The organism is Bacillus pretiosus (genome assembly GCF_052947655.1).
The window spans coordinates 2,151,405-2,177,968 of sequence record NZ_CM129593.1; the positions used below are offsets into that span (position 1 = coordinate 2,151,405).

At 33.2% G+C, this 26,564-nt stretch carries 32 protein-coding genes and 4 pseudogenes; 28 read left to right on the top strand and 8 right to left on the bottom strand.

Features of this window, described 5'->3' with window-relative positions; all coding sequences use genetic code 11:
- Positions 1-90 precede the first annotated feature (90 nt).
- From kamA to yodN, 4 genes are all read left to right on the top strand, one after another.
- On the top strand, positions 91-1,512 hold the full coding sequence (gene kamA / locus ACU8YW_RS11085; protein WP_000902134.1) for a lysine 2,3-aminomutase: 1,422 nt from the start codon (positions 91-93) through the stop codon (positions 1,510-1,512).
- Positions 1,509-1,781, top strand: coding sequence for a YokU family protein (locus ACU8YW_RS11090; RefSeq protein WP_000995761.1), 273 nt, complete (start codon positions 1,509-1,511; stop codon positions 1,779-1,781). The genes kamA and ACU8YW_RS11090 overlap by 4 nt, the downstream gene beginning before the upstream one ends.
- Positions 1,782-1,853: 72 nt before the next feature.
- The gene (locus tag ACU8YW_RS11095; RefSeq protein ID WP_000750728.1) at positions 1,854-2,069 is read left to right on the top strand and encodes a YozE family protein; all 216 of its coding nucleotides are present in this window, start codon (positions 1,854-1,856) and stop codon (positions 2,067-2,069) included.
- A 190-nt stretch (positions 2,070-2,259) separates the two neighbouring features.
- Entirely contained in the window at positions 2,260-2,922 is a 663-nt protein-coding gene (gene yodN / locus ACU8YW_RS11100; protein ID WP_000101496.1) for a germination protein YodN, read from the top strand.
- Between the two features lie 4 nt (positions 2,923-2,926).
- On the opposite strand, the gene ACU8YW_RS11105 is transcribed toward yodN, so the two are convergent.
- Complete coding sequence (locus tag ACU8YW_RS11105) at positions 2,927-3,094, bottom strand: DUF3930 family protein (protein ID WP_000456535.1); 168 nt, start codon at positions 3,092-3,094, stop codon at positions 2,927-2,929.
- A 150-nt stretch (positions 3,095-3,244) separates the two neighbouring features.
- Between ACU8YW_RS11105 and ACU8YW_RS11110 the strand changes: the two genes are divergently transcribed.
- The 5 genes from ACU8YW_RS11110 to ACU8YW_RS11130 all read left to right on the top strand — a co-directional run bounded on the left by ACU8YW_RS11110 (position 3,245) and on the right by ACU8YW_RS11130 (position 5,988).
- Positions 3,245-3,424, top strand: coding sequence for a YozD family protein (locus ACU8YW_RS11110; RefSeq protein WP_000658451.1), 180 nt, complete (start codon positions 3,245-3,247; stop codon positions 3,422-3,424).
- 110 nt (positions 3,425-3,534) lie between these two features.
- Positions 3,535-3,717 (top strand): hypothetical protein, encoded by a 183-nt coding sequence (locus tag ACU8YW_RS11115; protein WP_000473373.1) that lies wholly within the window; start codon positions 3,535-3,537, stop codon positions 3,715-3,717.
- Complete coding sequence (locus ACU8YW_RS11120) at positions 3,717-4,538, top strand: serine/threonine protein kinase (protein ID WP_088063277.1); 822 nt, start codon at positions 3,717-3,719, stop codon at positions 4,536-4,538. Before ACU8YW_RS11115 ends, ACU8YW_RS11120 begins: the two co-directional genes overlap by 1 nt.
- On the top strand, positions 4,520-5,278 hold the full coding sequence (locus ACU8YW_RS11125; RefSeq protein ID WP_088063278.1) for a sporulation protein: 759 nt from the start codon (positions 4,520-4,522) through the stop codon (positions 5,276-5,278). The genes ACU8YW_RS11120 and ACU8YW_RS11125 overlap by 19 nt, the downstream gene beginning before the upstream one ends.
- 74 nt (positions 5,279-5,352) lie before the next feature.
- Positions 5,353-5,988: a phosphatase PAP2 family protein gene (locus tag ACU8YW_RS11130; RefSeq protein ID WP_000833364.1), complete on the top strand. Its 636-nt coding sequence runs from the start codon at positions 5,353-5,355 to the stop codon at positions 5,986-5,988.
- Here ACU8YW_RS11130 and ACU8YW_RS11135 read toward each other — a convergent pair.
- Positions 5,978-6,859 (bottom strand): cation diffusion facilitator family transporter, encoded by an 882-nt coding sequence (locus ACU8YW_RS11135; protein ID WP_142291726.1) that lies wholly within the window; start codon positions 6,857-6,859, stop codon positions 5,978-5,980. The two genes, ACU8YW_RS11130 and ACU8YW_RS11135, sit on opposite strands and share 11 nt — an antisense overlap.
- 213 nt (positions 6,860-7,072) lie before the next feature.
- Between ACU8YW_RS11135 and ACU8YW_RS11140 the strand changes: the two genes are divergently transcribed.
- Positions 7,073-7,483 (top strand): YhfM domain-containing protein, encoded by a 411-nt coding sequence (locus tag ACU8YW_RS11140; RefSeq protein WP_088063280.1) that lies wholly within the window; start codon positions 7,073-7,075, stop codon positions 7,481-7,483.
- Positions 7,484-7,519: 36 nt separating this feature from the next.
- Here the strand turns inward: ACU8YW_RS11140 and ACU8YW_RS11145 are convergent, their stop codons facing one another.
- Both ACU8YW_RS11145 and ACU8YW_RS11150 read right to left on the bottom strand, forming a co-directional pair.
- Positions 7,520-7,834 carry a thioredoxin family protein gene (locus ACU8YW_RS11145; protein ID WP_000658777.1) on the bottom strand — a complete coding sequence of 105 codons (315 nt, stop codon included), beginning with the start codon at positions 7,832-7,834 and terminating at the stop codon, positions 7,520-7,522.
- A gap of 901 nt (positions 7,835-8,735) precedes the next feature.
- The gene (locus ACU8YW_RS11150) at positions 8,736-9,344 is read right to left on the bottom strand and encodes a hypothetical protein (protein WP_098649470.1); all 609 of its coding nucleotides are present in this window, start codon (positions 9,342-9,344) and stop codon (positions 8,736-8,738) included.
- A gap of 248 nt (positions 9,345-9,592) precedes the next feature.
- On the opposite strand from ACU8YW_RS11150, the gene ACU8YW_RS11155 reads away from it, so the two are divergent.
- The gene (locus ACU8YW_RS11155) at positions 9,593-9,718 is read left to right on the top strand and encodes a hypothetical protein (protein WP_255288454.1); all 126 of its coding nucleotides are present in this window, start codon (positions 9,593-9,595) and stop codon (positions 9,716-9,718) included.
- A 574-nt stretch (positions 9,719-10,292) separates the two neighbouring features.
- On the top strand, positions 10,293-10,646 hold the full coding sequence (locus ACU8YW_RS11160; protein ID WP_088063282.1) for a hypothetical protein: 354 nt from the start codon (positions 10,293-10,295) through the stop codon (positions 10,644-10,646).
- Positions 10,647-10,867: 221 nt separating this feature from the next.
- On the opposite strand, the gene ACU8YW_RS11165 is transcribed toward ACU8YW_RS11160, so the two are convergent.
- The gene (locus tag ACU8YW_RS11165) at positions 10,868-12,859 is read right to left on the bottom strand and encodes a collagen-like repeat preface domain-containing protein (protein ID WP_426933697.1); all 1,992 of its coding nucleotides are present in this window, start codon (positions 12,857-12,859) and stop codon (positions 10,868-10,870) included.
- A gap of 314 nt (positions 12,860-13,173) precedes the next feature.
- Between ACU8YW_RS11165 and ACU8YW_RS11170 the strand changes: the two are divergent.
- Both ACU8YW_RS11170 and ACU8YW_RS11175 read left to right on the top strand, forming a co-directional pair.
- Positions 13,174-13,343 (top strand): annotated as a pseudogene (locus tag ACU8YW_RS11170) (DUF6944 family repetitive protein); the annotation flags it as partial.
- 237 nt (positions 13,344-13,580) lie between these two features.
- A complete protein-coding gene (locus ACU8YW_RS11175) occupies positions 13,581-13,859 on the top strand; it encodes a hypothetical protein (RefSeq protein WP_000539238.1) in 279 nt (92 codons plus the stop codon).
- A 121-nt stretch (positions 13,860-13,980) separates the two neighbouring features.
- Here the strand turns inward: ACU8YW_RS11175 and ACU8YW_RS11180 are convergent, their stop codons facing one another.
- A complete protein-coding gene (locus ACU8YW_RS11180) occupies positions 13,981-14,118 on the bottom strand; it encodes a DUF3956 family protein (protein WP_000443219.1) in 138 nt (45 codons plus the stop codon).
- Positions 14,119-14,319: 201 nt separating this feature from the next.
- Here ACU8YW_RS11180 and ACU8YW_RS11185 point away from each other — a divergent pair.
- From ACU8YW_RS11185 to ACU8YW_RS11210, 6 genes and pseudogenes are all read left to right on the top strand, one after another.
- Positions 14,320-14,722: pseudogene (locus ACU8YW_RS11185) on the top strand (CHRD domain-containing protein).
- A gap of 342 nt (positions 14,723-15,064) precedes the next feature.
- Entirely contained in the window at positions 15,065-15,316 is a 252-nt protein-coding gene (locus ACU8YW_RS11190; RefSeq protein ID WP_033656336.1) for a DUF3947 family protein, read from the top strand.
- A gap of 614 nt (positions 15,317-15,930) precedes the next feature.
- Positions 15,931-16,431: a sigma-70 family RNA polymerase sigma factor gene (locus ACU8YW_RS11195; protein ID WP_426933696.1), complete on the top strand. Its 501-nt coding sequence runs from the start codon at positions 15,931-15,933 to the stop codon at positions 16,429-16,431.
- Positions 16,421-17,443, top strand: coding sequence for an anti-sigma factor (locus ACU8YW_RS11200; protein ID WP_426933695.1), 1,023 nt, complete (start codon positions 16,421-16,423; stop codon positions 17,441-17,443). The genes ACU8YW_RS11195 and ACU8YW_RS11200 overlap by 11 nt, the downstream gene beginning before the upstream one ends.
- Positions 17,425-17,736 (top strand): hypothetical protein, encoded by a 312-nt coding sequence (locus ACU8YW_RS11205; RefSeq protein ID WP_088063285.1) that lies wholly within the window; start codon positions 17,425-17,427, stop codon positions 17,734-17,736. Before ACU8YW_RS11200 ends, ACU8YW_RS11205 begins: the two co-directional genes overlap by 19 nt.
- Positions 17,737-17,971: 235 nt before the next feature.
- On the top strand, positions 17,972-18,508 hold the full coding sequence (locus ACU8YW_RS11210; RefSeq protein WP_001278094.1) for a C1q-like domain-containing protein: 537 nt from the start codon (positions 17,972-17,974) through the stop codon (positions 18,506-18,508).
- A gap of 907 nt (positions 18,509-19,415) precedes the next feature.
- Here ACU8YW_RS11210 and ACU8YW_RS11215 read toward each other — a convergent pair.
- Positions 19,416-19,610, bottom strand: coding sequence for a hypothetical protein (locus tag ACU8YW_RS11215; protein ID WP_060488666.1), 195 nt, complete (start codon positions 19,608-19,610; stop codon positions 19,416-19,418).
- A gap of 275 nt (positions 19,611-19,885) precedes the next feature.
- Here ACU8YW_RS11215 and ACU8YW_RS11220 point away from each other — a divergent pair, with 275 nt between their 5' ends.
- From ACU8YW_RS11220 to ACU8YW_RS11245, 6 genes and pseudogenes are all read left to right on the top strand, one after another.
- Positions 19,886-20,476: a hypothetical protein gene (locus ACU8YW_RS11220; RefSeq protein WP_087982465.1), complete on the top strand. Its 591-nt coding sequence runs from the start codon at positions 19,886-19,888 to the stop codon at positions 20,474-20,476.
- A 555-nt stretch (positions 20,477-21,031) separates the two neighbouring features.
- The gene (locus tag ACU8YW_RS11225) at positions 21,032-22,045 is read left to right on the top strand and encodes a glycoside hydrolase family 25 protein (RefSeq protein ID WP_088063289.1); all 1,014 of its coding nucleotides are present in this window, start codon (positions 21,032-21,034) and stop codon (positions 22,043-22,045) included.
- 177 nt (positions 22,046-22,222) lie between these two features.
- Positions 22,223-23,074 carry a peptidylprolyl isomerase PrsA gene (locus tag ACU8YW_RS11230; protein WP_088063290.1) on the top strand — a complete coding sequence of 284 codons (852 nt, stop codon included), beginning with the start codon at positions 22,223-22,225 and terminating at the stop codon, positions 23,072-23,074.
- A gap of 457 nt (positions 23,075-23,531) precedes the next feature.
- Complete coding sequence (locus ACU8YW_RS11235; protein ID WP_087980343.1) at positions 23,532-23,750, top strand: hypothetical protein; 219 nt, start codon at positions 23,532-23,534, stop codon at positions 23,748-23,750.
- A 277-nt stretch (positions 23,751-24,027) separates the two neighbouring features.
- Positions 24,028-24,433, top strand: a pseudogene (locus tag ACU8YW_RS11240) (hypothetical protein).
- A gap of 457 nt (positions 24,434-24,890) precedes the next feature.
- Positions 24,891-25,226: a YolD-like family protein gene (locus tag ACU8YW_RS11245; protein ID WP_088063291.1), complete on the top strand. Its 336-nt coding sequence runs from the start codon at positions 24,891-24,893 to the stop codon at positions 25,224-25,226.
- A gap of 217 nt (positions 25,227-25,443) precedes the next feature.
- Here ACU8YW_RS11245 and gerPF read toward each other — a convergent pair whose 3' ends face one another.
- Positions 25,444-25,659, bottom strand: a complete 216-nt coding sequence (gene gerPF, locus ACU8YW_RS11250) for a spore germination protein GerPF (RefSeq protein WP_001141565.1) — start codon at positions 25,657-25,659, stop codon at positions 25,444-25,446.
- Positions 25,660-25,868: 209 nt separating this feature from the next.
- Between gerPF and ACU8YW_RS11255 the strand changes: the two genes are divergently transcribed.
- Positions 25,869-26,204, top strand: a complete 336-nt coding sequence (locus tag ACU8YW_RS11255; protein ID WP_001066867.1) for a hypothetical protein — start codon at positions 25,869-25,871, stop codon at positions 26,202-26,204.
- A 41-nt stretch (positions 26,205-26,245) separates the two neighbouring features.
- Positions 26,246-26,439, top strand: a pseudogene (locus tag ACU8YW_RS11260) (hypothetical protein).
- The last annotated feature ends 125 nt before the right edge of the window (positions 26,440-26,564 follow it).

Genomic DNA, 26,564 nt, shown 5'->3' on the forward strand with positions numbered 1-26,564 from the left:
GCGTTCACCGTACATTTACTTATCAATAATGTAAAGTTGGCATAACTATTGCTTATATAAAGGATGAGCGTATAAAAAGGGGGAATAGCAATGTTACATGATGTATACAAACCAAATCGTCACTGGAAGGATATCGAGTTGTGGAAGGATGTTACTGAAGAGCAATGGAATGACTGGGTTTGGCAATTAACGAATACGATCAAAACTTTGGATGACTTAAAGAAAGTGATTAATTTAATACCTGAAGAAGAAGAAGGCGTTAAAATTTCAACAAAAACGATCCCGTTAAATATTACACCGTACTATGCTTGGCTAATGAATCCTGATGACCCACGCTGTCCGATTCGGATGCAATCTGTACCGATCTCGGAAGAGTTATATAAAACAAAATATGATTTAGAAGATCCGCTTCATGAAGATGAAGATTCACCAGTTCCAGGTCTAACACATCGTTACCCAGACCGCGTATTGTTCTTAGTAACGAATCAATGTTCTATGTATTGTCGTTACTGTACACGCCGTCGTTTTAGTGGACAAATTGGAATGGGTGTGCCGAAGAAACAATTAGATGATGCAATTGGTTACATTCGTGATACACCACAAGTACGAGATGTATTAATTTCTGGTGGAGACGGTCTTCTTATTAACGATAAAATTTTAGAATATGTATTAAAAAATTTACGAGAGATTCCGCATGTCGAGATTATTCGTATCGGAACGAGAGCGCCGGTAGTATTCCCGCAGCGTATTACAGAAAACTTATGTAACATTATTAAAAAATACCATCCAGTATGGTTAAATACACATTTCAATACTTCTATTGAAATTACAGAGGAATCGAAAAAAGCATGTGAAATGCTAGCGAATGCTGGTGTTCCAGTCGGAAACCAAGCAGTAATTTTAGCTGGTATTAACGACAGCGTTCCAATTATGAAAAAACTTATGCATGACTTAGTAAAAATCCGTGTACGTCCATACTACATTTATCAATGTGATCTATCTGAAGGTATTGGTCATTTCCGTGCACCAGTATCTAAAGGTCTTGAAATTATTGAAGGTTTACGCGGTCATACATCTGGTTATGCGGTTCCAACATTCGTTGTAGATGCACCAGGAGGCGGCGGGAAAATTGCGCTTCAACCAAACTATTTAATTTCGCAAAGTGCAGATAAAGTTGTGCTTCGTAACTTTGAAGGTGTTATTACAACGTATCCAGAGCCAGAGAGCTATATCCCAGGAAGAGCAGAAGGGTACTTTAAAGAAATCTATCCAAACTACGAAGAAAAACGTTCAGATGTTGGTATCGCAGGTCTTATGAGTGATAAGAAATTTAACCTTGTTCCAGACGACTTACAGCGTATGAGCCGTCGTAAAGACTATGAAGATAATGACACTCATGCATCACTAAAAGATAAACGTGATAAGCGTGATCAACTTAAAGATAAAAAGTATCAATCGCAAATGGCTAAATTAGAAGAAAACGACAAAAAAAATGAGGGTGATGCAGTATGAATTGTATGTGGTGTGACAGTACAGAAGCGAAAGAAAGCTTGAATACTGTATATTGGGAATTACCAGATGGTACGAAAGCCATTGAAATCCAAGAGACACCATGCATTTCTTGTTCCTCATGTGGTATGGACTATCAAGCAGATCAAACAGTGAAAGAAATAGAAGATCAATTGTTTCTAATTTATACGAAAGATCTACCAAAACAACTAACATATGAAGAATTAATGGGAAGACCACGTCTATTAAAAAGAAATTATTTCGACTTTTAACCAGCTTTTATGCTGGTTTTTTTCTTTTTTGCCTTGTATAATGTATCCAAGTTAGAAAGGCAGGGAATATTTTTGAAAAAGACATTTTACCACTATATGATGAAGCATCGTGCAGCTTTATTTAGTAATGAAGTATCGAATTTAGCAGAAGCAATGTATGATGATTTAAGCTTTCCAAAGCAATCTGAAGATTATGATGAAATTAGTTCATACTTAGAGTTAAGTGGATTGCTAGAAAGTATGTCTATATTTGATGAAGCTTGGGATTTATACATACAAGAGAGATAAGAACTATATGAATTTTTTGACGTGAAGCTAGTCTATTTGCTAGCTTTTTTTTACGTTGTAAATAATTTTTTTATACGGTGATATTTTTTATTGAAAAAATTTATGAATATACGCTTCTGTGATAAGCGTTTTTATGTAGGTTGCATATACTGTTATCAAAATCACGACGTCAAAAAAAGGAGAGATATAGATGGCGAGAAAAAAGCAACCTAAATATAACGTAGGGGACATAGTCGTGATTACGCTATATGGAACCGTTGGTAAAATCACAAATATGAAGGTTTTAGATGGAGTTTACGTTTACGAAGTCAATAATCACGATGGGTTTTACGTAGAGCAAACGTTGCAGCACGTTTCAGAGCAAGATATGAAAAAAGGTGAAACTGAGTGGATTGAATTAAATTATAATTTCACATTTGGTGATCTCGTGCAAGTAACAGGATACGATAAAGATGTGTTTCGAATTGTTGGTTTTCGTACAGAAGTATGGAGATATAAAAATGACGCATGGGAAGATACTATATACGAATTGTCACGAATTACGGATGGTGAATGGTTAGAAGCGGATGAGTCAGATTTAACGTTACTTGCTAATGCTCAAACGGCAAATGCAATTTTGAAGAAAATGAAACAAGATAAAGCTGGTATGAATAAATTAGATTTAGGAAAATTAAAGTCAATTAACAACTCAAAAAAAGTGAGTGTTAAGACAAATCGTCAAGAGATCATTGATGGATTACTTGATATTTATAACGATTATCAATTGTTATTCGATACATTTAAAGATGAAGAATACAAAATTGTTATGGATGTTGTTCATAATTATTTAGTTAAATTGACAGAGAAAAAATAGTTAACTAGAAAGAGAGAATGAATTGAACAACAACATATGCAGTATAAGGTATGCCTACAATTATTAAAAAAATAAAAAGCCATTTAATAAGAGAGTCTGCCCATTGATCTTCATGCATGAACTCTTCTTTTGTTTGCCCTACTTCTTGTTCTACCTCATATTGGTATTCCATAATTAAATCCCCCTTTTTGATAGCTTGTACTACCATCGTATGCATCTCGTCCAAAGGATATGACCTATAAAAAAAGAAAAACTATTTTTCTAATCTCATATACATAATTTTGAGATTTTTTCATAAAACAGAAATAAAGGAGTGATGCTCATGAAGGAAATTGAGGTCGTAATTGATACGGAAGAGATTGCGGAGTTTTTTTATGAGCAACTAATTGAAAGAGGGTACGTCCCAAAACGAGAAGAAATTGAAGATCTCGCAGATATTACATTTGAGTATTTATTAGAGAAATGTATGATTGATGAAGTTTTTGATGAAGAGGATGAGTGAAAGTAACGGCGGGCTTAACTCGTCGTTTTTTACTCTTTACAAACTTGTCACAAATATATTCGGAAATTATTGGTATAATTAAAAGGAAATTTTACTCAAGAGGTGAAGGGATGTTCAAAAAAATTATTGATTCTTTATTAGGTAGGAAAAAAAATCGTTCGTATTCTAGTAGTGATTATCGCCATAGAGGTCGCTCTTATTCAAGTAGCGATTATAAACGACGTTCATCTGGTTATGGGCATCAGCATTATAAAAGAAAACGTAAAAGTCGTAGCTTCTTTTCAAGTAGCTGATGAAATGGCGTCGTATACTAGCTTTATTTGATAGACCACTGCGAAAAAATACAATCGTTGCAGAACGTTATAAAATTGAATCAGTAATTGGAATGGGCAGTTATGGGGTTACATATGTCGTTAATGATTTACAAATAAATAGAAATAAAGTCTTAAAACAATTAAGACAGAGTAAACAAAGGTATGAGTCAGGTAGAAAATCATTTGAACAAGAGAAAATGATTTTACAAACATTAAATCATCATGCAATTCCTAGTTTATATGATCATTTCGTATGGGAGAAAAAAAGCTTTTTCGTGATGGAATATATGCCTGGTAAAAATTTCGAAGATTATATTTTCTTAGATGGGCATGTATATACAGAACGTGAAGTTTTAAAAATTTTATATGAAATATTAGAAATTGTATCGGTGTTTCATAATAAAGGTATAATTCACCGAGATTTACGCATTCCAAACATATTAATGAAAGAAAACCAAATTAGTATTATTGATTTTGGATTAGCTAAATTGAAGGGTGAGGGTGATGAACGAGCTACAGCTTATGAAGGTGAACAAGCTTTGATGCGAGAAGTTCACTTTCGTAGCGATTTTTATGCGCTTGGTCATTTCTCGTTATTTTTATTATATGCAGGCTATGAATCTAATGAAAAACATGAAAAACCATGGTATGACGAATTAACTTTGGAAAATTATAACCGTGAAATGCTTATGCGAATGTTACAAATAAAAACGCCGTACTATGAGAATGTACAAGATTTAAAAAAAGATATAGCTTTTGCTTTAGAAAGGATGGAGGTTCCGTGTTTCAAAAGTTTTTAGCAAGTGTTGGTATTGGTAATGCAAAAGTAGATACAGTTCTTGAAAAAGATGAGTATATTGTTGGAGAAGAGATACTAGGGAAGGTTCATATAACTGGTGGTTCAGTTAGCCAACAAATTGAAAGCATTTACTTAACATTATCGACGTCGTATGTACGAGAAGTGGATGATAAAAAAGTAACAGCAACATATGATTTAGAGCGAGTTCGTTTAACAGAACCTTTTTCTGTTGAGCCGAATGAAAAAATAGAAATTCCATTTTCATTTATAATGCCAGTTGAAACCCCGCTTACACTTGGAATGAAAACAGTTTGGGTGCATACAGGTCTTGATATTAAACGCAGTATAGATCCAAGTGATCGTGATTACATTCAAGTGTTGCCCAATGCACTATTAAATAGTGTGTTAGAGAGTGTAAATCAATTAGGTTTTAAAGCGCGTCATATAGAATGTGAAGAATTACCGTATCGATTACGTAAGCAAGTTCCGTTTGCACAAGAATTTGAGTTTGTTCCTGTTTCCGGAGAGTATTATGGGAAATTAGATGAACTAGAATTATTAATCTTACCAAGCGCTTACGATCGCCTAGAGATTATTATGGAAGTAGACAGAAAATCTCGCGGATTAGCAGGTTTATTTGCAGAAGCGCTTGATCTAGACGAGAAAGTGATTCGCTTTACAGTAACGAATGAAGATATTCAAACAATGCAAGAAAAAATTAACAATTATATTTTTAAATAAACTATGCATAAAAAAGAAATGGAGAGGAAAACTAAAACAACCGCTCCATTTTTTTGTATAGTGAGGTTATGTATGTGAAACGATATCGACATTTATACTTGTTAAGTTTTACGCTACTCATTTGTTTTGTCGTATTATCACTTTCGTATCATACCGCTTGTATTGAGAAATTTGACAATATAGTCGCGCATTTTATTCAAAGCTTTCGAAACGATTACTTGACAGCCTACTTTACTTGGGTATCTTTTATCGGTTCCAAAAGAATATATTTTCCGTTACTCATCATTCTTGTAATGTATTTTCTCGTTAGAAAAAAGTTGCTTAGTGCATTACTTCTAACAATTAATTATTATGGATCTCGTTATTTAAACAGTATGCTTAAACTATGGTACGAACGAGCAAGACCTGATGTAACGCAGCTTGTTACTGCAACTGGATATAGTTTTCCGAGCGGTCATACGATGAATGCTACTGCTTTTTTAGGATTTATTGCATACGTCACAATTACTGAAGAACGTATTACATTGCATAAAAAATTGTTGATTATTTTTATAGCGAGCTTTGTTGTATTATCTATTTCAGTTAGCCGAATATATCTTGGCGTTCACTATCCATCTGACATATTAGCAGGATGGGCAGCTGGCGGTAGCTGGCTCGTTTTATGTGTTATATTTCATAAAGCGTTCATTAAAAAAGAACCTATGTCATAATAGGTTCTTTTTCCATTGGTTCAACATGAATGTGTGCATGGTAAATGCCAAACTTTTTCCGGAGCATAGCCTCGATGTTATCAGTAATACAATGACTTTCACCAACATCCATACGAGCATCTACTTCGATTGTAATATCAACGTACGTTTGATTCCCGTACATACGAGCGCGAATATCTACGATGTTTTCCACGCCACCAATATGTTCAATAGCACCAGCGTACTCTTCCATCTTATCTGGATCGATTCCATCCGTTAACATATGAGAAGCTTCTACGAAAATCTCCCATGCAGTTTTACAAATAATAAGGCCGACAATTAAAGCGGCAATAGGATCTAAAATAGGCATTTGGAACTGCGAACCGACAATACCTACTACTGTACCGATACTTACGAGAGCATCTGATAAATTATCCTTTGCAGCGGCTTCTAATGATTTGCTTTTTGTGCGCGCTGCAATCTTTTTCGTATACAAATACACAAAGTACATAACGACAGCAGAAAATAAGGCTACCCATGCAGCAAGTACATTAGGCGCTACTTGTTTCGGATTTAAAAAAGATTGAATAGCACTAATAATAACTTCTAATCCGACCGTTGCCATAATAAAAGAAGCAACAAGTGATGCAATTTGTTCTGCGCGTGAATGCCCATAAGGATGATCTGGGTCACGAGGTTTACGAGAGATTTTTAGACCAATTAATATCGCTAAAGAAGCACCGATATCCGTTAAGTTATTTAAACCGTCAGCACGTAATGCGCTAGAGAGGGTAATATAACTGATGATAATTTTCATAGAGGATAAAAATATGTAGGCCATAATGCTGACAATAGCACCTTTATCAGCTTCTTTATGAGAAAGAGTATCCATTTTAATCACTCACCTTTCTACAAGGGATTTCTTTCTATAAATAGAGTACCAAACGAAACTCGTGTGGGTCTATACAAACATTGTTGACGTTTTTTAGGTTTTTGAGAAGGGGATAACAAAGTTTCGTGAAGGAAAAATATGTTGTAAAGTGCAAAGTTAGGGTATAAAAATAATTGGAGTTTATTTACAATTAAAAGGTGGGAGGGTAAGAGGATGAAAAAACTAATATTTTTCTTACTATGTATTGTTCTTATAATGACTGGGTGTAATTCATCAAATATCGAAAATGTGAAGGAACATAATATTTCTAAAGTATCCATATCTACTTTTAATGGCTACGGTGGATTAAATGAAAATTATTTTCTAAACATAGAAGACAAACAAATAATCAATGGGATTAATAATATGTTTAATGGTATGAAAAAACAAAAGAGAAGAGGCGAAACACCACAATACGATATATTAATTACATATGAAAATAGTGATACGAAGGGTATCCATTTATGCCTTGGAGATGAAGGGGAAAGGAGTGTAATTATGTACATTGGTCATGAAGAAACTGTATACTACACTTCTGAAGAAATGACGAAACAACTACAAAAGATAATTGTGAAAAAAGATTAAAACCCTCTAGAAATTATTTTTCAGAGGGTTTTAATCTTAGTATGCTTCTAAAAACTCAGTAACTTGCTCTTCAGTTTTTGCGTTAGCACTATGTAAGTGGCCTAGTTTCTCACCATTTTGATATACAAGTAAACTTGGAATACCCATTACTTGATACTCTTCAGCGATACTTGGGAACTCATCTTTATTAATAGAATACCATTCAAACTTATTGAACTCTTCCATTACATCTCCGATAAAGTTATCCATACGAACGCAATCTGGGCACCATGTAGTAAAGAACTTTACAACTACTGGCTCCTCACTTGCGATGATGTCTTTGAATTCCTGTTCAGATTTGATTTCTTTCATGTTTTGTTTCTCCTTTTTCACTATCAATATTTTTGATTGTTTAGTTGGTGTATTTGCTGTGAAATGAAAACTTCAAACGAGAGCTTTTCTTTCAGAATAATTCGTTTGCAAATTGATCCACCGCAGTTTCTTGAAGTCCTGGTACAACATGGAAGTAATTGTCCAATGTGATACCTACTCTGTTAAGTCCTAAACGTTCGCTAATGATCTTCGGATGTATACTTTAGAAACTAGAAACGAATATTAGGAACCTCACTTTTCTTTATAAGCTTTTTCTAGGGTTGTGTCAAACTTCTGAATTGTAAGGTTACTATTATAAGTAGGGTAATTCAAATTGTATTCATGATAGACATCGCTATAACGTTCTTTTCCTCACATATTTTTATGAAATGTTTATGAAGCGACTGAAATGTAATGTCGGATAAAACAAGCAATCTCTTTCCGGTACTTAGAGAAGGTAAACGGTGGATGATCATTACTCATAAATTTTATGAGTGAATGAAACAACAAGCAGGAAATTCAAAAAAAGATGTAGGGGATGCATATATGAATTTAGAGGAATCGTTATAAGAACTTATTCGTGAAGTTGTGAGAGAAGAGATTAGGGCGGCGTTAGCTGAGTTCCAGCAATAATCACAACCAAATAAAGAAATGTGGGTGAAAGAAGCGTGACTAATAAGGGGGGATGTAGGTGTAGTAGAAAAAAATCATTATATTATTCTTTCAGAGGGAGAAATTAGGATGTTGAAATGGGTAAAGAAACTGTTTTCAAAAAACGCCCACCCTGCATTGTTTGTGAGAAACAAGAAGGTGAGCTTCAATTAACAGAAACGAATTAGATTTGTGAAAATTGTGCCCAAATTACGGATGAACCAGGTATTGAAAGAGATACCTATACCCTTTATATCTTATTCCATAAATAACAAAGCTGGTGGGCTTCTGATTCAAGAGCTATTAAATGATCATTATTAATAGAGTTATTCGTATACATTCTGTTCTTTTGGATGTTAAGGACAGTATAATTCACATCGTTATATTCATTTGAAAATGTTGATTCATTTAATAATGTCAGTGTTGAGTTGATGTTATATTTATCAATTCGCTCTTTTTTTCCTTTGAAAAATAGTTTAATAAGATGCGGCTCATCATTAATGAGCAAACCGAGTTCAGGTGATGAGCGGACGATTAAATTATCTGATAACCAATGTGATTTACCTGGATCAAACCAAGAGACTTCTTTGTTTTTAATAAATTTTTTGTACTGCTTTATAACATCAATGTAGTTTTGCTTTTTCTTCTGATCAACAGTTTGTACTAATGTTTCAAAACAATCAAAAGGTAGTTCGTTTTTATGAAATTTAATAACAGTTTCTCGTAATTGTTTCCAGTAATCAAAAACCGGGTGATATTCAGGTTGAGATTTTAAATTCTTTACAAAATTTGTTTTAGCTGCACTACTTTTTAGTGTGAAGTCTAAAAATTGTGTAAGTCCCACTTTAATTTCCGCCATGTTACACCTCCTTTCCAAATGTTACTAATTCAATATTGGAAAGGGAAATCCTGCATTTTTAAGGAGGTGAACTAGATGCTAGAAAAACCGATGTTCATACACAATGGTAATTGTAAAGCTGATTCGCAAAAATGACGAAAATCCCAATTTATTTTATATATTCAGCCACGGTGTGTGAGTGCTGTGGCTTTTGTATTTCTTATTGAGCTTGGTATTCATGGAATACTTTCTAAGAGGAGGAAACTGGAATGGATCTACACCCACTAAATGATAATAATCCGAAAAAAGCATTGGAAGGGTTTTTAAAAGCAGTGGAGAAAGCCCAGAAAGAAGAGAATGAAAAATCAAAGAAAGCAAATAAAGAAGATGAGTGAAGCGCGCTATCGTTAAAATGACGAATAACGTGCTTTTTTATTTTTTTCATAAAGCGCATGCATATTCATGGATTTACAGATATTTGTTACGTGGGCATAGTGTTTTTGATAAATAACATTATGGAAATAAACGGAAATTCAATTATATGAAAAAAGGTCCTGTTGTTTCCAACAGGACCTTTTCTAAAATGGCAAAGAGTAACTCTTACCTTACTCTTCTCGTATATAATACATGAAAAAGATAGATGTGTATACAACAAGAAATCCCAATATAATTATTTGAATATAGTGTTTAAGAATAATAAGGTGGAATTTTAAATAAGAAATTAAATTACAAATGTTGATTTGTCAGGTGATTCAAATGAATTTCTATCAAATTGTAGTTAATAAAGTGATATTGAGATAATAAGATATGTAATTTTGCATACCAGATTTTTAAAGCGAACAAGGGTATGGAATATTTAAATAATACGGAAGTTGAGGGAGAGTAATACTAAAATTTCATTTGTTTTTTACTGTAATAAATAAATTTATTTGAATAGAAGCGAAAAATAGAGGTTTGCCTTAGTCATTTATGAAAGTCAAGAATATTTATAACCATAGGAGTAAATACACAGGTCCGATTTTTGTAATGATGGAGGGCATTGATATGGACATAACTCAAAGTATGGCAAGAATAGTGGTAAATGGAAAGGATCTTCCGTTTATTTCAGTTAGAACTTCTGTATGGAATCAAGGACCTGTAAATGATTTAATTGTTTCGACAAACTTGAGAGCCGAGGAGCTTTATCAGTTTATGTGGTCACAAGTGCCAGTAATGCTTGCGATGTATTTTCTTCAAGGAGCGGACTTAATGCGGTTTGCTAGAATTAATGGGATTAATCAAAGTGTAACGGGAGAATATATATATCATTTCTCTTGGGGATAAAACGAATGTAAAGTAGCTTAACAGCTGCTTTTTTATTTTATAAAAGAATTTTAGAAGATTAGAAAATATGATTAGAGCGTGATATAGATAATTTGTGACTGTTTTTCACGTTCGTAAAGTTAAGCAGTTACTTCATTTCATACAAGGGGGGACTTTGAATATGAAGTTTTTAAGGAACGCAAAAAAACAGAGAGACATATATTTTTGTCTCTCTGTTTTTTTTATTCACAAATAGTTCCAGTTGCTATACCAGTTGGAGCAACGCCTACTGGAACAGTATCTATAACCATATTTGTAGCAGTATTGATAACAGAAACAGTATTGCTACCTTGGTTTGTAACGTAGGCGAGAGTGCCATCTGGTATGATGGTTACTTGATCCGGGGATAAGGCAACAGGAATTGTATTAATTACAGTATTTGTCGCCACGCTTATTACTGATACATTATTACTAACTTTATTTACAACGTAAATACGTGTGCCATCTGGTGTAATATCTATACCAACCGGTTCAGTACCTACGTTAATTGTATTAATTACGGAATTAGTAGCGGTGTCAATAACAGAAACAGTATTGCTGTTTTGATTTGTGACATAGGCACGAGTGCCATCTAGTGTAAAGACGATTATTCTAGGACGAATGCCAACAGGAATAGTAGCGCTAACTGTATTAGTAGCAGTATTAATAACAGAAATTGTGTTGCTTAATTCGTTTGCGACATATGCAAAGGTTCCATTTGGAGAAACGGTGATTCCTTGCGGAGCGTTACCAACAAGAATGGTAGCAACAACTGTGTTAGTAGCAGCATTTATAACAGAAACAGTATTATTACCGTGATTTCCAACATAAACAGTTGTATTATTTGGAGAAACAGCTACACCAATCGGGTCGCTTCCAACAGGAATGGTAGCGATAACAGAATTTGTAGAAGTATTAATAACGGATACAGTATCAGAAAAAATATTAGTAACATAAGCGCGAGTCCCATTTGGTGAAACGGTTACTTCAAGAGGAGCATTATCTACAGTAATTGTAGCAACAACTGTATTTGTTCCGGTATTAATTACAGATACTGTATCATCTGTGGGATCGTCTATGGCTCCTGCGTTTGTAACATAAACAAGGAAATTACATGCAGGTCCAGTGGGGCCGGTTGGCCCAGTCGGTCCCGTAGGTCCTGTTGGACACTCACAATCTCCAGTCGGTCCTGGTGGTCCTTCCGGTCCTTGAATACCTTGCACACCTTGAGGTCCAGTCGGCCCTTCTGGTCCTTCCGGTCCTTGAATACCTTGCACACCTTGAGGTCCAGTCGGCCCTTCGAGTCCTTCCGGCCCTTGAATGCCTTGCACACCTTGAGGTCCAGTAGCTCCTTCTGGTCCTTCCGGCCCTTGAATTCCTTGTACTCCCTGAGGTCCAGTCGGTCCTGGGGGTCCAGGAACTCCCATTCCAGTCCCAGAGCCAGTGGGTCCAGGTGGTCCAGGTGGTCCTTGAAGCCCTTGCACACCTTGGGGTCCAGTCGGTCCTTCCGGTCCTTCTGGCCCTTGAAGCCCTTCCACGCCTTGAGGTCCAGTAGCTCCTGCAAGTCCTTCCGGTCCTTGAAGCCCTTGCACACCTTGAGGACCAGTAGCTCCTTCTGGTCCTTCTGGCCCTTGAATTCCTTGCACACCTTGAGGACCAGTAGCTCCTTTAGGTCCTGAAAATCCTCTAGGTCCTGTCGCTCCAGTAGGACCGGGTATTCCGATAATATTTAATAGAGAACTATTCAATATTCCTTGCAAAATTAAGTTGAATGTTTGTTGTAACAATGGGTCCGATATATTGGAACAACTAATGAGCGAAGATAAATTTTGGAATAGAAATTGGAATAACGCAGAGATTTGAGTAAGAGATGCAGTGGGCAAAGAATTGAGTAATTGAGTGATAGTTCGTATAACTAAATTTTTATTTGGAGTATTTGGTTGTACTGCAATGATTAAATCATTTAACGCTTGTAATGATGATTGGAGTATTTGTATAGTTGTCGGATTTGGCGTGGTAAAGAAAGAAAGGATAGCTTGATTTAATTGGTTAATTAGGGACAATAATTCTTGTTGCTGAGAAAATGAGAAAAAAACAGGTGTACAACAATTACTTTGATCACAAGGGGATATAGAAATAAAACAGGGAAATTGGAATTTTTTGCACGGATCGTTTGAGTTTTGATTATTTTTCATAATTACCTCCTTTTTAAAATTTTATCATCGTTAAGTATGCTTTAAGAGTTTGTATTTTCTTCTGCATTTAAAGGATTTGTAAGTATTTGTGTAATGTTCAGGAATATTTTTCTTCTAAGTATATGTTTAGAAAATCAAGACGTTCTTATGGGACGTATAATTAATACTTGGTTATTAACAAGAAGTGTAAGTAAGGCTAGAAAACAAAATGGAAATATATTTTTATTAACTTAAAACATAAAAGAGTAATTTATTAAGTGTTTTAGTGAAGAAATCATCTATTTGCAAAAACTACTTTGTTTTATAGGAAAAGTAATATAAATGGAAAAAATTCAAACACTCAAATAAATAGCGAACCGAATGAAAAAATAAAGGAAGACAGCTGATAGAAATTGCAGGAAGTTGGATACAGGCCGTCGGTTCCGTAATTTCATTAATTGGACAAATAAGTGAAGAAAATGAGGAGTTGGAAGGGAGCGATTGATAGACTAGTTTAAAAAAGTAAAATGTAACTATTTTCTAAAATGACAATGAGTAATTTTCACCTTGTTTTTTGATGAACCATTTTTATATGAAAATCATATAATATATTGTAGGACAAGCAACCAGTTTATAATCTATTAAATACTCCAAGAGCTTACCTTATATATATCTTCGCATCTACTGATCTAGATGCTCTTTTTTTATTGAACAAAACACCCATTTGGAAAGGAGGTTAATAATGGGAGTGACATTAGAAGAATTAGAAAAGTGTTATAACAAAGCCTTTATTGAGGGAGCAGAGTACGTAGCTGTTCAGATTGAAATGGATGGATTTCATAGCGATGAAGTAATTATTAACGACAAATACAGTATAGACTCTAAATTAAAGTATTATAAGAAAACATACAATGAAAATTTAGAACATAGATGGATTCCAGGGATTCGTATTGTAGGTTTTGCATATGGCTATTCGTTCTCAGAAATTCTACATGAATTAGGGTTGCTAGTGAAGAAATGATTAAACAAATAGCAGTTATTTTACGCGATGCCGTGCTTTTAGTGGTGTCTTTTTTTGTTGTGAAGGAAAGATATAAATAAAAAAGAGAGCCTAAGCTCTCTTTTGAATAGATACCTAACGTTTATGCACAGATTGGAATTCCTAATGCTATTAAGGTCAATGCTACTTGAAGAGAAAGTTCTAATCTAGCAATTTCGATTCCAGCGACTGAGACCACTAAAAGAGGTTGTCCATTAACGAACAAAACACAGCTTTCCATACTTTCGCCTCCTTCCGAGTAATCTAATATAGCATATGAATAAAATACAAATACGTAATAGTCAGATTAATGGATTTAATAGAAATTGATAATTTAATCTATGGTATAAAAAAATTAAGTAGACTAATACCTGATTTATTAACACTATATATGAAGGACAAGAATATATTAGGAGTATATAACAACGTAGGAGTGGTAAATATGTTCTTTGCAAAGTTACGCGGTAGGAAGGAATGAAGTTCCACCAGTAGAAACAGGTGCTCGAGGAGAGGCTTTCTTTAAATTAAGCCCGGACAAGCTTAGCTTAAAATTCAAGCTAGATTTATTCGATATAGAGGATGTAGTAGCTGCCCATCTGCATCTTGGGTCAAAAGGAACGAACGGTCCTGTTGTAGCTTTTTTATTTGGACCTATAACAAATCCAGTTTCAATAGAGTGTGCAACTCTTACGGGAATGATTACTCAAGAAGATTTGGTCGGGCCGTTAGCGGGTCAAACATTAGGTACTCTTGTAAATGAAATCATATCTGGAAACATATATATTAATGTTCATACAGTACAATATTCTAATGGTGAAATACGAGGACAATTGAATTATTGTTAATGAATAAAAGTAGTGAAAAATAAAGCATCCGTTTAGGGTGTTTTTATTTTGTGAAGGTTGTATAGATAAGTAATCTATTTTTAGTAATCTTAAACATTCATTTCTAAAATTTTGAAAGTAGTCGAATTTAAAAAATAGTTATCAGAAACTTGTTAATGAAATGCCCCCTTCAAAAATTAAATTAGTATTAGTAGATGAACCTTGTAAATGAAATATGAAAGTGTAACAGATAATAAAAATCTTTAAACCTAATCAAAGCTAATAGATTAACTCTCCGCACCCACTGAAATAAAGAATCATAACATAACTTGTAATTACTTTTAGGGAAGTGAGATGAAAGTAATGTTTTATTCTTATTTTGCTACTCAAGCTGGTATGCGACCAGCGTATGGTACATCAATAACGTTTAGTGGAGCACAAAGTACAGTTCAAGCTGTTCAACAAGCATTACAAATGCAACAACAAATGCAAATGCAGCAACAAGGTATCCAGCCGTATTATTCATCTATGGAGTATTTTTACCCAGTGCATCAAATCACACCGTATGGAAGTTCTTTTCTTACTATCCCATATGGAACTGTATTTAATCTATAAATTGAAAGTTTAATCAGTAGGGGGCAGGTATCCCAAACCGATTATTAGTCCTCGCCAATTGGACATATACGGACGATCTGGCTCCTACCTACCTTTCTTGCATGTTCCGAAATTTTTTTGGAGTCTTATTACCCACAAATGGAGAGGGGGATATGTAAGCGTCAAATAGTCCTCACCTACAATTTGTAAATAGCCGATGAGATAATCTCCGTACATACTACAAATGTTTTTTGATGAGATGATACCGATTAAAGAAAAAGTGGGGATTAATTTATCATGAAAAATGATGGTTAGTGGCTCTGTATGAAAGGATACATGAACATTTATTTACGCGGACCAGATTCAGATGTAACAACGAAGTCCTATCTGCGGGTATATCGTACAGGATGATTGTCATATAACTATCAACTTACAAAAAGTGGGAGAACATCTGAATCGTTTTTTTACTGGTTTTGAAAGATATTTACAGCCATAATATCTAGTATTTTGTTTATAATTGTAAATAGTTATTAAAATGTATAAAAGATGTTTTTTTATAAATAAAAAAGAAAAAAGGAAAAATAATGCAACTTTTGAATTTGTTTATTCGTGTTATATATGAAAGGAGGAGGGGGATGGAGATTGAAGAAATATATAAGGTTTATATAAACGATGTGTACCGGTATTTATTTTCCCTTTCTCGTAGCCATCACGTAGCGGAGGACTTGATGCAAGAGACTTTTTATCGAGCGTATCTTTATTTAGAAGACTATGAAAATCAAAAGGTAAAATCATGGCTTTTTAAAGTGGCATATCATACGTTTATTGATTATGTTAGGAAAGAGAAAAAAGTAACCTTTGTAGGAACGGAGGAATTAGAGACAATACAAGCGGAGGAATCTACAGAAGAGTATGTAGTCGCAAAAAATAGTTATGAAAAGTTAATTCGGATTATTCATACTTTACCGGTAATAGAGGCACAAGCTATTTTATTATGTGACGTACATCAATTAACGTACGAAGAGGGTGCTTCTGTATTAGATTTAAAGTTAAATACGTATAAAAGTCACATGTTTCGCGGGAGAAAGAGATTAAAAGAATTGTTAAAGGAGGAAAAGAGTCAAAATGACAAATGATAAACCTCATTCTGAACAAGATGATTATAAAGAACTGTTACAAGAAGCTATTCATCAAAGACCGGCTTCACTATCTGATGGAAAACAAGAGCAATTGTTGAAAATAGGTAAAAAAAGAGCACGTATTACGAATGTTTTAATTGTATTTACTTTTTTATTACTTATTCAACCTATTATATATATATCAACACTCTTATATTATACATTGGCACCTACAAACGCAATAGAGATACGGAATGTAGTAAATCAAACGTTAAGTGTAACAGAACCAAATGTATTTTTGAAAGATAGGGACATGGAGCAAACGTTGTTACCGCTTAGTTTGCAATTGCATTTTGATTTGTATAAAAGAGTAGGAAAGAAAGATATTCGAATAGGAGAAGAGAAAACAGATTATGTATTTAGTAGAGCAACGAAAGTAAGCCGTGAATATACAACAGATGAAAAAATTCCGAAAATCCCGTATATAGACAACGAAGTATTGTCTCATCCTAATAATTATAATGCGTCCTATAATAGTAGCGAAGAAGTGCAAGTATTAAAGGGTCTTCCGCAAGAATCTGTTGTAGAAGCATTTGTATCTTTTAGAGAATTATTAAGTGTACAAGAGGTAACGGATATGTTTCCTACTATTGATATTGTGTGGTATGCCATTAATACAGGATTAGAGGAGAAGCAAACGAATGAAGAGGGTATGTATGTAGCCCCGATTGGCTTTCCAGCAGAAATGATTTCAAGGCCAAGTGGTGCTTTTGAAAGTGATTCACCTCATGAGGAACAATTTATTGATGTTTTAAAGTCATTACAGAAGCATGAAGATTTAGCTGTGAAGCTATCTAGAGCGAAAGTATTAGAGTTGTCAAAGCGTATTTCTTTCCTTGAAAAAAATGGGGTGAAAACATACGGGGCAGTTGTAACTGGGCCTAAAGTAGAAGTTGAAAAATTGATGAGCCACGAAAAAGTTAGAAAATTGAAAGTAGGTGAAGCGAGGTTATGGAATTGGCATTCTTAAAAAAAAGAAAGAATCATATGTATAAACAGGAAACGTGGATGGGGACTATTTCATTAATTATTGCCTTTCTAGCGTTATTGTATTTGAACATTATATTGCTTACTCAAGAAACATTTATAGGTAAAGGTTTTCTGCAAATAGTTGGTATTGGCGTGGTGTGCTCAGTCGTAGGTATGATCACAAAAAGCAAAAGTCGAAAATATGCATTGTGGGCATGTAGTTTATTTGTTTTTATGCTGTTGTTTGCTGTATTTGGATTTATGTTAGGTTGGATGATAAGCTTTGGGCCATAAAAAAAGAGCGAATGTAGATTCGCTCTTTTTTGTATTGAAAGTGAAATAGCTAAGTGAAGAATTCATTAAATTTGAATGGATTGCACGATACATCTAGGTTGTGTTTTTATTAATATGTTTTCCTCTCAAGTGTATATAAATAGGCGATAAGTATAGTGCTAAAACAATAGCTCGTCCAAACATTGCGAATCCCCCTTACATAATATGTGGTAATAAGCATGAAAGGGGAACTAGCATGTCTTGCTATTACTACTGTAAGTATTGTAAAGAGTATAAAAAGAAACAGCATGATTGTTGTAAGAGCACGAGTAAGTGTAATGACAACGAGGAGAAGCTTGTTAGGGCATCTGCATTTAGAGCTAGAAATACGGTGAATCAAACGGTTCCTGCCAATACTTTTGTAAAGGTATTGTTCCAAAATGAACAATTTGATTTAGCAAATGAGTATAATCCAGTAACGTCTATTTTTATTCCGAAGACTAGGGGAGTTTACTCTATTATTGGAACGATTGGTTTCTTTCCAAACGATCCTAGTTTAAATTATAGAGCTCGTGTAGAAATTCGTGTAAATGGAAACGCAGCAATAGCTATAGATAATGACTTTTTCGGTCCAATAGGTTTTGGAAATGTAGTAAGTGTTTCGACGATTATTCAATTGAATGAAGGAGATCAAGTTGAGGTTTATGCACAAAGTAGCATAGACGGAGTTTTAAGTCCTTCAGAAGACGGCTCACATTTTGAAGCTGCAAGATTTCCTTCTCCAATTAAATAACGAAGAGAATAAAATACTTTTCAGTAGGTTTAGTTAATCCCCTACACCAAATGGTGGGGGATTATTATTATTTTTCTAAAATATATAAGTAAATAGGCTAAATATAGTTTGTTTCAGGAGAATTTCACATGCTAGGATGTAAGGTTGAAAGTGCTAGCTTATTATGAGTATTAGATATTCTGCAGGTAATAAAAAGAGTACAACGAAACAAGAAACATGGTTGTGAAAGTTCTTAGGCATTACATTTGCTAGTAGTCTTATGGAATAGAAAAGATATCTAAATTTATTAATACATAAAAGGCCGTATAATTACGGGCTTTTTCTTTACTATATAGAAATTACATATTTAACATAGGTTTGTGTAGGTATTGCTATTGTATAGAAAGGAAAAACATTAAGACGATTACACTATATAAAAATAAAATAAATCCTAAGATGAGTAGTATGGGATGCAACTTGAACATTTTTGACCTCCTTGAGTATATAAAGAATTTTAATACATATTTGGTCAATTTAGAAGGGGAATATATTAATGAATGATGATTGAATCAATACACTAATTTAACAGAATAGTGAACGTATAATAAATAAAGGAGTATTGTTGATTACACATTGATTAAATTGTTTATAAGCAGTAGATAGGTTGATCGCCCGTGAAATATAAAAGTGAGCAGGTTTATGTTTACAGAATGAGAGATAAATAAAAAAAAGAGCATACATAAAAAGTACGCTCTAAAGAAAGATAGGTTTTATGAGTGGATAATTTCCATACGATAATATATGCTCGGTTAATAAAAACGTGTGAAAAATCAATAGATTATCAATGGAATAACATGAAATGAGTAATTTTGGTCTATTCCCGTAGTCGCGGAGCTAACCAAATTGTAAGGATTGTGAATAGAATGGATTAACAACTGGATAATGATCGTACTTCAGTTTCGTATTTCTTATAGTTTGGATATTGCGTAATAGTTTGACACTTAGGTGTGGAAAGTTGGTTAATTATAGAAACATTTGTAATTACCTCGTTACATGGACCGAAAAATGTGATTTTTAGTTTTGAGTTTGGTGGAACTTTAACCACGATAGGTTTTTTTTTCATAAAATCAGCTCCTCATATGCAGCATCTTATTCTGCACTTTTTCGTTCAGATTATAAAGGCGTATTAATATAATATGAAATTTTAGTTGAGTTGATAATAATATGGGGTTTTATGCCGTGGTGAAAATGTGGGAAATGCATAGGAAACTGAGAATGTTCTATAAAATGTTTAATCGATATAATAGGTAAAAGCAAAAAATAAGTAATTTATCTAATACACTTTTTTCCTTGATACATATTATAGTAGTAAGAATTGTATTAGGAGGTAATGAAAGAGTGCAAGAAAATGTACAAGCTCAGCTTTCACCACCGTGGATCACATATTTCAATGAGTTAAAAAATTCAATTGGTGCTGATCCAACTGTTTCAGTTGGTCCGCTAATTCCAGTTGGCGGGAATTATATTATTTTAGTGCATGCGTTAAGTAATGAAAAAGCGATAGCGTTAGCAACGCTTCTAAAATCTTTTGTAGAATTTGGGAATGTAAGTGTAACAGTTATTGTAACTAATAATGAAAATAACATTGTAAATCCACTTCCATGTCCACTAGATGCATTTGAAATTGCTCATTTATTTCAAGTGGCGTTAGAAAATAATCCTTATTTTGAACAAGTTGTTGTACAGCCGCAGCTTCCTGGTGGATCAAATGTTGTCTTTCCAGTTTTTACTGCGCAAGTGATTCAATTTTTTAATGATGATATTTCAAATTTATGTCAAACATTTACTGGTGTTGCTGCAAATGTATTTCATGATGTAATGAACGATGACATTTGTGATATCCCAATTTTATTCTCCACAAGCTGTGTTCCGAGCGGTGAGAGTGCACAATTACAAAATACAGAGTTGACACCAAAACTGTTTTACTAAATTGTAAGAAGACATTTTCATTAATAGAAAATGTCTTTTTTGTATGCATAAACGTTACTTTGTCTAGCTAATTACAGGTTAACAAGCTGTGAATCATGAACGAAACTGCCACTGATGAAAGAGTTACAGAATTTCATATAGTATGTAAAAGTAGTCTGTTTGAATTGAAAATATATAAGAAATGTGAGGGAAATCATTTTCGTGAATATAGAATAATCGCAAGAAACACAGTAAGTTAGCTGTCATACATATGTTTATTAGTCTAAAGAAGATTAATATCGATGAGTAGTAATAATGAAAACGTTTCTAATAATAGCGCTAATGAAAGGTTAATTAATTGATATTATTTACTAATAGATGATAGTGCATATCTCGAATTTGTGAATGAGCTGTATGAAAAATAAATAAAATTAGTGGAAGTTTAATTAAAAGATTATATGTTTTGAAAAATAATATAGATTCTCCTTATTTATATTATAGATAGCTAGTATTAGGCATAAGGGGCTTTCAATAAGACAAGCTTTGAATATGATATTAAAAAGGGGATGAATTGTAGTGGGGTATATTATCGATATTTCAAAATGGAATGGAACTATTGATTGGGATATTGCAGCATCTCGGCTAGATTTAGTTATTGCTAGAGTTCAAGATGGCTCGAATACGGTAGATTTTATGTATCAAAATTATGTGAATGAAATGAAGAAACGCAGTATTCCATTTGGTAATTATGCATTTTGTCGCTTTATATCTATTGCTGATGCAAGGAAAGAGGCACAAGATTTTTGGAGTCGTGGCGATAAATCTGCTAAGTTTTGGGTGGTGGACGTAGAAATTCAAACGATGATGGATATGCAAGGGGGGACACAAGCGTTTATAGATGAATTACGCCGTTTAGGTGCGAAAAAAGTAGGGCTATACGTGGGGCATCACACGTATGTATCATTTGGAGCACGTAATATTGAAGTTGATTTTGTATGGATTCCTCGTTATGGAGGAAATAAGCCAGCATATCCGTGTGATATTTGGCAATATACTGATGCGGGAAATGTTCCTGGTATTGGGAAATGTGATTTAAATCAATTAATAGGAAATAAGTCGCTTTCTTGGTTTATAGGTTCGGATCAAGTAAATCAATCTATTCAATTTAACAAAGAGAATACACAGCAATCAAATGGTATTGGTATTGCAGTTTCAAAATATCCTGATGGATATGGCATAAACGTATATGAAAATCCTACGAATCCTCAGTTTACAGGTACAATCACTCAAAAAAATCCATATTTAGTCTTACATGGTTATTGGGAAGACGCAGATAAAGATATGATTTGCTTAGGCAATGATAAACAGTGGGTATATGTAAAACATTTTGATGTAGAATGGTTTTATGCAGTTTCAAAATATCCTGTTGGGTATGGAGTGAATTATTATGCAGAGCCTGAATGTATAAATTATAAAGGAAATATTGATGGATCAAAATCTTTTCGTGTGTGGGGAAGAGCCAAAAATGCAGTAGATATCGGGCAAAATAATTGGATACTGGAAGAACATGTAACTATTAAGAATCTATAGGAATACGTAAAGGGTCATTTTACTGATAAATAGTAAGATGACCTTTAATATTTGAACAAAAAAGAACAAGATACATAGTTTATTCAAATGAAATGAATTACATGTGGAAAACACATTGTTAACACAAGTACATTGTATAGTTATTCTTATATAATAATAAAAGTGAGGTATTTTGAATTGAAAAAGAAAAAGCTATTTTTAGGAACAATTATTTCATGCGTACTACTGGCATTATCGGCATGTGGTTCCTCAGACAATGTAGTAACATCAAAAGTAGGAAATGTTACAGAGAAAGAGTTAAGTAAAGAATTAAGACAAAAATATGGGGAAAGTACTTTATACCAAATGGTGTTAAGTAAGGCGTTGCTAGATAAATATAAAGTTTCAGATGAGGAAGCAAAAAAACAAGTAGAAGAAGCAAAAGATAAAATGGGTGACAACTTCAAATCGACTTTAGAGCAAGTTGGATTGAAAAATGAAGATGAATTAAAAGAAAAAATGAAGCCAGAAATCGCATTTGAGAAAGCGATTAAAGCGACTGTCACAGAAAAAGATGTAAAAGATAACTATAAACCAGAAATGAAGGTAAGTCACATTTTAGTGAAAGATGAAAAGACTGCTAAAGAAGTGAAAGAGAAAGTAAATAATGGAGAAGATTTTGCAGCTTTAGCGAAGCAATATTCAGAGGATACTGGTTCAAAAGAACAAGGTGGGGAAATAACTGGTTTTGCTCCAGGGCAAACGGTGAAAGAATTTGAGGAAGCTGCATATAAATTAAATGCAGGACAAGTAAGTGAGTCAGTAAAAACAACTTACGGGTACCATATTATTAAAGTGACAGATAAAAAAGAATTGAAGCCATTTGATGAAGTAAAAGATCAAATTCGTAAAGATTTAGAACAGCAAAGACTACAAGATACGACAGGTAAATGGAAACAGCAAGTAGTTAATGATTTATTGAAAGATGCTGGTATTAAAGTGAATGATAAAGAATTTAAAAATACATTTGAATTTCTAGAAAAGAAATAATGATTGTAATTAGAAAAGGGAACCTATATAGGTTCCCTTTTCTAGTTAGTGTGTGTGTTATAAATAGATAGTAAGACAATATAATATTACATTTAAATATTAAGAATTTCAATGGGAATTTATGTATTTTTTAAAAATTGGAATGATCAATGCTTCATAGAATGTTGATATTATAATGTTTCGTTTGCTTAATTTCATTCCACTATTTGCATGTAGTCTGATTGGCGCGGGCTAATTAAAACCTGAAGTGATTTAAGTTTTTCTTTATTGAAGTGGATAAACATAATTTGCAGAATGAAACATACAATAGTATTGAAAAAATATTGATGTTAAATGAAGTGAAAAGCAGAGCATTCTACTAAAAAAGAATGTTCTTTTTAGTATGAAATTTTCAGAGGAAAGAATGCTTTTAAAGAAATTATTTAATAGATAAATATATTACGTAGGAGGAGAAAATATGAAAGTAATTTTTCAAAGAGAAGGTGGAGGGAAGGTTTTTGAATCGTATGATGAAGATATAAGCAACTTATTAGCTATTTTAAAAGAAACGAAAGGGATCAAGATTGGGATGGTTGAGTATGAAGTATTAAAATACGAATTAGAGTATTTTCGTAACCCAAAAAAAGCAGTAACAGAGAGGGAGTTACATATAATAGTACAACCAAAATATATGTAATAATAAGGGGCAATTATTTATAAATAGTTTTATACATTATGTACGAAAAGAGAGTGTTTAAATTGCTCTCTTTTCATAGAAATTCATAAGGAATGAATTGTGGTTCGTTATAAATTCCTTAAATTTTGTGAGTTCGTTCTTTATAATATATGCTTTCATTTATAGTTGGTTAATAAACTTGAAAAATTAAAACTTTTTAGTTTAGGCAGGGATTTTATATTCGAGCAGATAAATATTCATATAAAGTATTTTATATATGAATATTGGAGGAGTAAAAATGAGTTTAGCAAGTTATATAGGGTGCAATGTAGAAATTCCGTTAACGGATCCAGATTCTAATGATGTAATTGTTTTTGGGTCGTGCTTTTCAGATGAAAGTATGCTTGAAATTGTACAAGAGTTTCAATTTCAAACAAGTTACACGTATGAAGTTTCAACGAGCTGGGGCATTGAACTTGTTGAGTGGCAAAGTGAAAAGGAGAAGAAAGAAGCTAAAAAAAGCTATTAGCTTTATGCTCGATTATGGAAGGTTATTTAAATGAGGGGGACTATTTTGAATTATTCAGTTGTTGGGTTGGTGATGAAGATCAGGAACGAGTGGGAGAATTAAATTAAAAATAAATCATTTTAATATAGATGAGATTTGTATCCCGGAAAGAACGCTTGTCAGGATAGAAAAGTAAATATGGAAATATACGTTATTAGAAAAAAGCGACTTCACTTTGTATGAAGTCGCTTTTTCTGTTGATATGTGGACGGCCTATTATATAAGAAGTGAAAAGCTCACTTGATGAAGAAAAAATAAATGATGGATAAAAATATAATTTAAATCATTCCAAAAGAACGTAGGTTCGTGTATAATTAGAACGAATGTTCTTGTATGTGTAGATAGTATACGAATAAGAAATAAAGTGAAACTTTAATAAGCAGGGTGTTCATCGTCCGTTATTTATTAGCTTTCACCAATTAAGCGTTAACGGGCAGTTGATTTTCGTCTTACCTCCTCGCATATAGCGGATTTTGAGGTAGGAGCTTCACTACCTGTTAATGCCGGATAAATATGAGCCTAGCATTATGAAAGAATAATTGAGTACCATTATGTGTGAAATTGAATGGATAAATGATCAAGGAGATAAAGAAATGAATGATGTAAAGGTGCAGAAAATAGAAAGAGAATGGGTTCCATTTACAGTAATGTCGGAACAGTTGTTAAGTTTGCGAAAGGTTATTGGAGAGAAGTTTAAAGTACAAAAACCGCTCTTAACAAACGAAGCAAAAGAGAGAATTTCTGATAAATTATTAACGTCATTATTGTCTGAGAAAGAAATATTGGTGACATATTTTGAAGATGGTTACATCCTTACAAGTTATATGACAGTAGTGCATATAAACCCGCTAAAGCGCATTGTAATATGTACGGACGCATTTTATAAAACTTACGTATTTAATACTTCTGATATTATTGAAATAACGTAAAGGAAGCTGAAATTTCAATTTTAGCTTCCTTTACGTTATTTTAGATGAGGGATATAAATAATGAAACGAAAAAGCAGCTAGCTTCATACTAGCTGCTGAGCCCCAGGGAAAGGGAGAAAAAGATAGGGTACTCCAAAAATCAATAATAGCTGTGTAACAGCCTAATTATAGTATAGACAAATTTAAAATTCCTAAACAGAACGATGAAAAAATAGGATTAGGCTGTACCCACTTGGTTTTGATCTGCAAGGTCAGAATCAAACGTATTAGTCGCGCTCACGCCATTAAAAGTATTAACAACAAAACCAACGTTTGAAGCACCAGATCCATTATAAGCCTTCGTATTTTCTTTCGGAGAAACGTTGTAGAAATCGCCTAAGTTAAATGAACCGTTACTATTTTGTACAACTAAATTCCCTACAACTGAGGGCATAGTTTTCACCCGCTTTACAATCATTTGTTAACATTACTATATGGCCTTATAGTCCAAATGGTTCATGTAACAAAAATTGTGGAATAGTAAAACGTTTGAAGTGTAGCTTAATCCTACAATAAAAGTATGTTAAAATTAATGTAAGGTCGATTAATTTTAAAAAACAATTGTATAATTAATATATACAAAATCAAAGGAGGCAAAATGTAATGAATAATGTTATAAAAAAAGTAGATTTAACAGATGCAAAATCAAGTAATCTTGTTGCACTTATTTATAGCAATGAAGTTATATTGGTTGAAGAAGCATTTTGTCCAAATGAAATAAAATTAAAGTTTAATGAAATTGCAATTTTATCGGCTATTAAAACAGCACATATAATGAAAGTATCCATCAGAAAAGAACTGGAAGCAATTTTTCATGACACTGGTGTTTTATTTGTGAAGCATAGTGTTGATTATGGAAATAGTCAATCTATCACTATGCATTTTGAACAATTCAAAAAGTTGCAAAATGAGATTGAGAATTTAAATAAAAATCGGTAATCAGAATAGATGAAGATTCTTTCATAGAGGTTAACTGTTCTATGTTGAAAAAATGGTTTAAAATTTTTTTAGATGAATCTCACTGTAAGCATAAATATGGTTTTATTAAGGATAATGAAGATTTTAAAAGAGGTAATCTAGGTGTAACTTTTATATATTGTGTGAGAAATGCGGGAAAGAGAAGCTGAAATATAAAAGCAATAACGAAATAAATAATGACTTTTTTGATATATAAGCAAGAGTAACTGTTATGGTTACTCTTTTTGCTTACATAAAAACTCCTACTAAAGTATGAAATGAGTTGATACTTTAGTAAATGGCTGAATGAAAAGGGAGAGTGTAAAATTTTATAAAGGAGGA

Excerpts from the sequence above, each read along its gene's own strand:
- kamA (WP_000902134.1), top strand. The coding sequence starts at position 91 with ATGTTACATGATGTATACAAACCAAATCGTCACTGGAAGGATATCGAG.
- ACU8YW_RS11090 (WP_000995761.1), top strand. The coding sequence starts at position 1,509 with ATGAATTGTATGTGGTGTGACAGTACAGAAGCGAAAGAAAGCTTGAAT.
- yodN (WP_000101496.1), top strand. The coding sequence starts at position 2,260 with ATGGCGAGAAAAAAGCAACCTAAATATAACGTAGGGGACATAGTCGTG.
- ACU8YW_RS11105 (WP_000456535.1), bottom strand. The coding sequence starts at position 3,094 with ATGGAATACCAATATGAGGTAGAACAAGAAGTAGGGCAAACAAAAGAA.
- ACU8YW_RS11110 (WP_000658451.1), top strand. The coding sequence starts at position 3,245 with ATGAAGGAAATTGAGGTCGTAATTGATACGGAAGAGATTGCGGAGTTT.
- ACU8YW_RS11115 (WP_000473373.1), top strand. The coding sequence starts at position 3,535 with ATGTTCAAAAAAATTATTGATTCTTTATTAGGTAGGAAAAAAAATCGT.
- ACU8YW_RS11120 (WP_088063277.1), top strand. The coding sequence starts at position 3,717 with ATGAAATGGCGTCGTATACTAGCTTTATTTGATAGACCACTGCGAAAA.
- ACU8YW_RS11135 (WP_142291726.1), bottom strand. The coding sequence starts at position 6,859 with ATGGATACTCTTTCTCATAAAGAAGCTGATAAAGGTGCTATTGTCAGC.
- ACU8YW_RS11140 (WP_088063280.1), top strand. The coding sequence starts at position 7,073 with ATGAAAAAACTAATATTTTTCTTACTATGTATTGTTCTTATAATGACT.
- ACU8YW_RS11145 (WP_000658777.1), bottom strand. The coding sequence starts at position 7,834 with ATGAAAGAAATCAAATCTGAACAGGAATTCAAAGACATCATCGCAAGT.
- ACU8YW_RS11150 (WP_098649470.1), bottom strand. The coding sequence starts at position 9,344 with ATGGCGGAAATTAAAGTGGGACTTACACAATTTTTAGACTTCACACTA.
- ACU8YW_RS11155 (WP_255288454.1), top strand. The coding sequence starts at position 9,593 with ATGGATCTACACCCACTAAATGATAATAATCCGAAAAAAGCATTGGAA.
- ACU8YW_RS11160 (WP_088063282.1), top strand. The coding sequence starts at position 10,293 with ATGAAAGTCAAGAATATTTATAACCATAGGAGTAAATACACAGGTCCG.
- ACU8YW_RS11165 (WP_426933697.1), bottom strand. The coding sequence starts at position 12,859 with ATGAAAAATAATCAAAACTCAAACGATCCGTGCAAAAAATTCCAATTT.
- ACU8YW_RS11175 (WP_000539238.1), top strand. The coding sequence starts at position 13,581 with ATGGGAGTGACATTAGAAGAATTAGAAAAGTGTTATAACAAAGCCTTT.
- ACU8YW_RS11180 (WP_000443219.1), bottom strand. The coding sequence starts at position 14,118 with ATGGAAAGCTGTGTTTTGTTCGTTAATGGACAACCTCTTTTAGTGGTC.
- ACU8YW_RS11190 (WP_033656336.1), top strand. The coding sequence starts at position 15,065 with ATGTTTTATTCTTATTTTGCTACTCAAGCTGGTATGCGACCAGCGTAT.
- ACU8YW_RS11195 (WP_426933696.1), top strand. The coding sequence starts at position 15,931 with ATGGAGATTGAAGAAATATATAAGGTTTATATAAACGATGTGTACCGG.
- ACU8YW_RS11200 (WP_426933695.1), top strand. The coding sequence starts at position 16,421 with ATGACAAATGATAAACCTCATTCTGAACAAGATGATTATAAAGAACTG.
- ACU8YW_RS11205 (WP_088063285.1), top strand. The coding sequence starts at position 17,425 with ATGGAATTGGCATTCTTAAAAAAAAGAAAGAATCATATGTATAAACAG.
- ACU8YW_RS11210 (WP_001278094.1), top strand. The coding sequence starts at position 17,972 with ATGTCTTGCTATTACTACTGTAAGTATTGTAAAGAGTATAAAAAGAAA.
- ACU8YW_RS11215 (WP_060488666.1), bottom strand. The coding sequence starts at position 19,610 with ATGAAAAAAAAACCTATCGTGGTTAAAGTTCCACCAAACTCAAAACTA.
- ACU8YW_RS11235 (WP_087980343.1), top strand. The coding sequence starts at position 23,532 with ATGAAAGTAATTTTTCAAAGAGAAGGTGGAGGGAAGGTTTTTGAATCG.
- ACU8YW_RS11245 (WP_088063291.1), top strand. The coding sequence starts at position 24,891 with ATGAATGATGTAAAGGTGCAGAAAATAGAAAGAGAATGGGTTCCATTT.
- gerPF (WP_001141565.1), bottom strand. The coding sequence starts at position 25,659 with ATGCCCTCAGTTGTAGGGAATTTAGTTGTACAAAATAGTAACGGTTCA.
- ACU8YW_RS11255 (WP_001066867.1), top strand. The coding sequence starts at position 25,869 with ATGAATAATGTTATAAAAAAAGTAGATTTAACAGATGCAAAATCAAGT.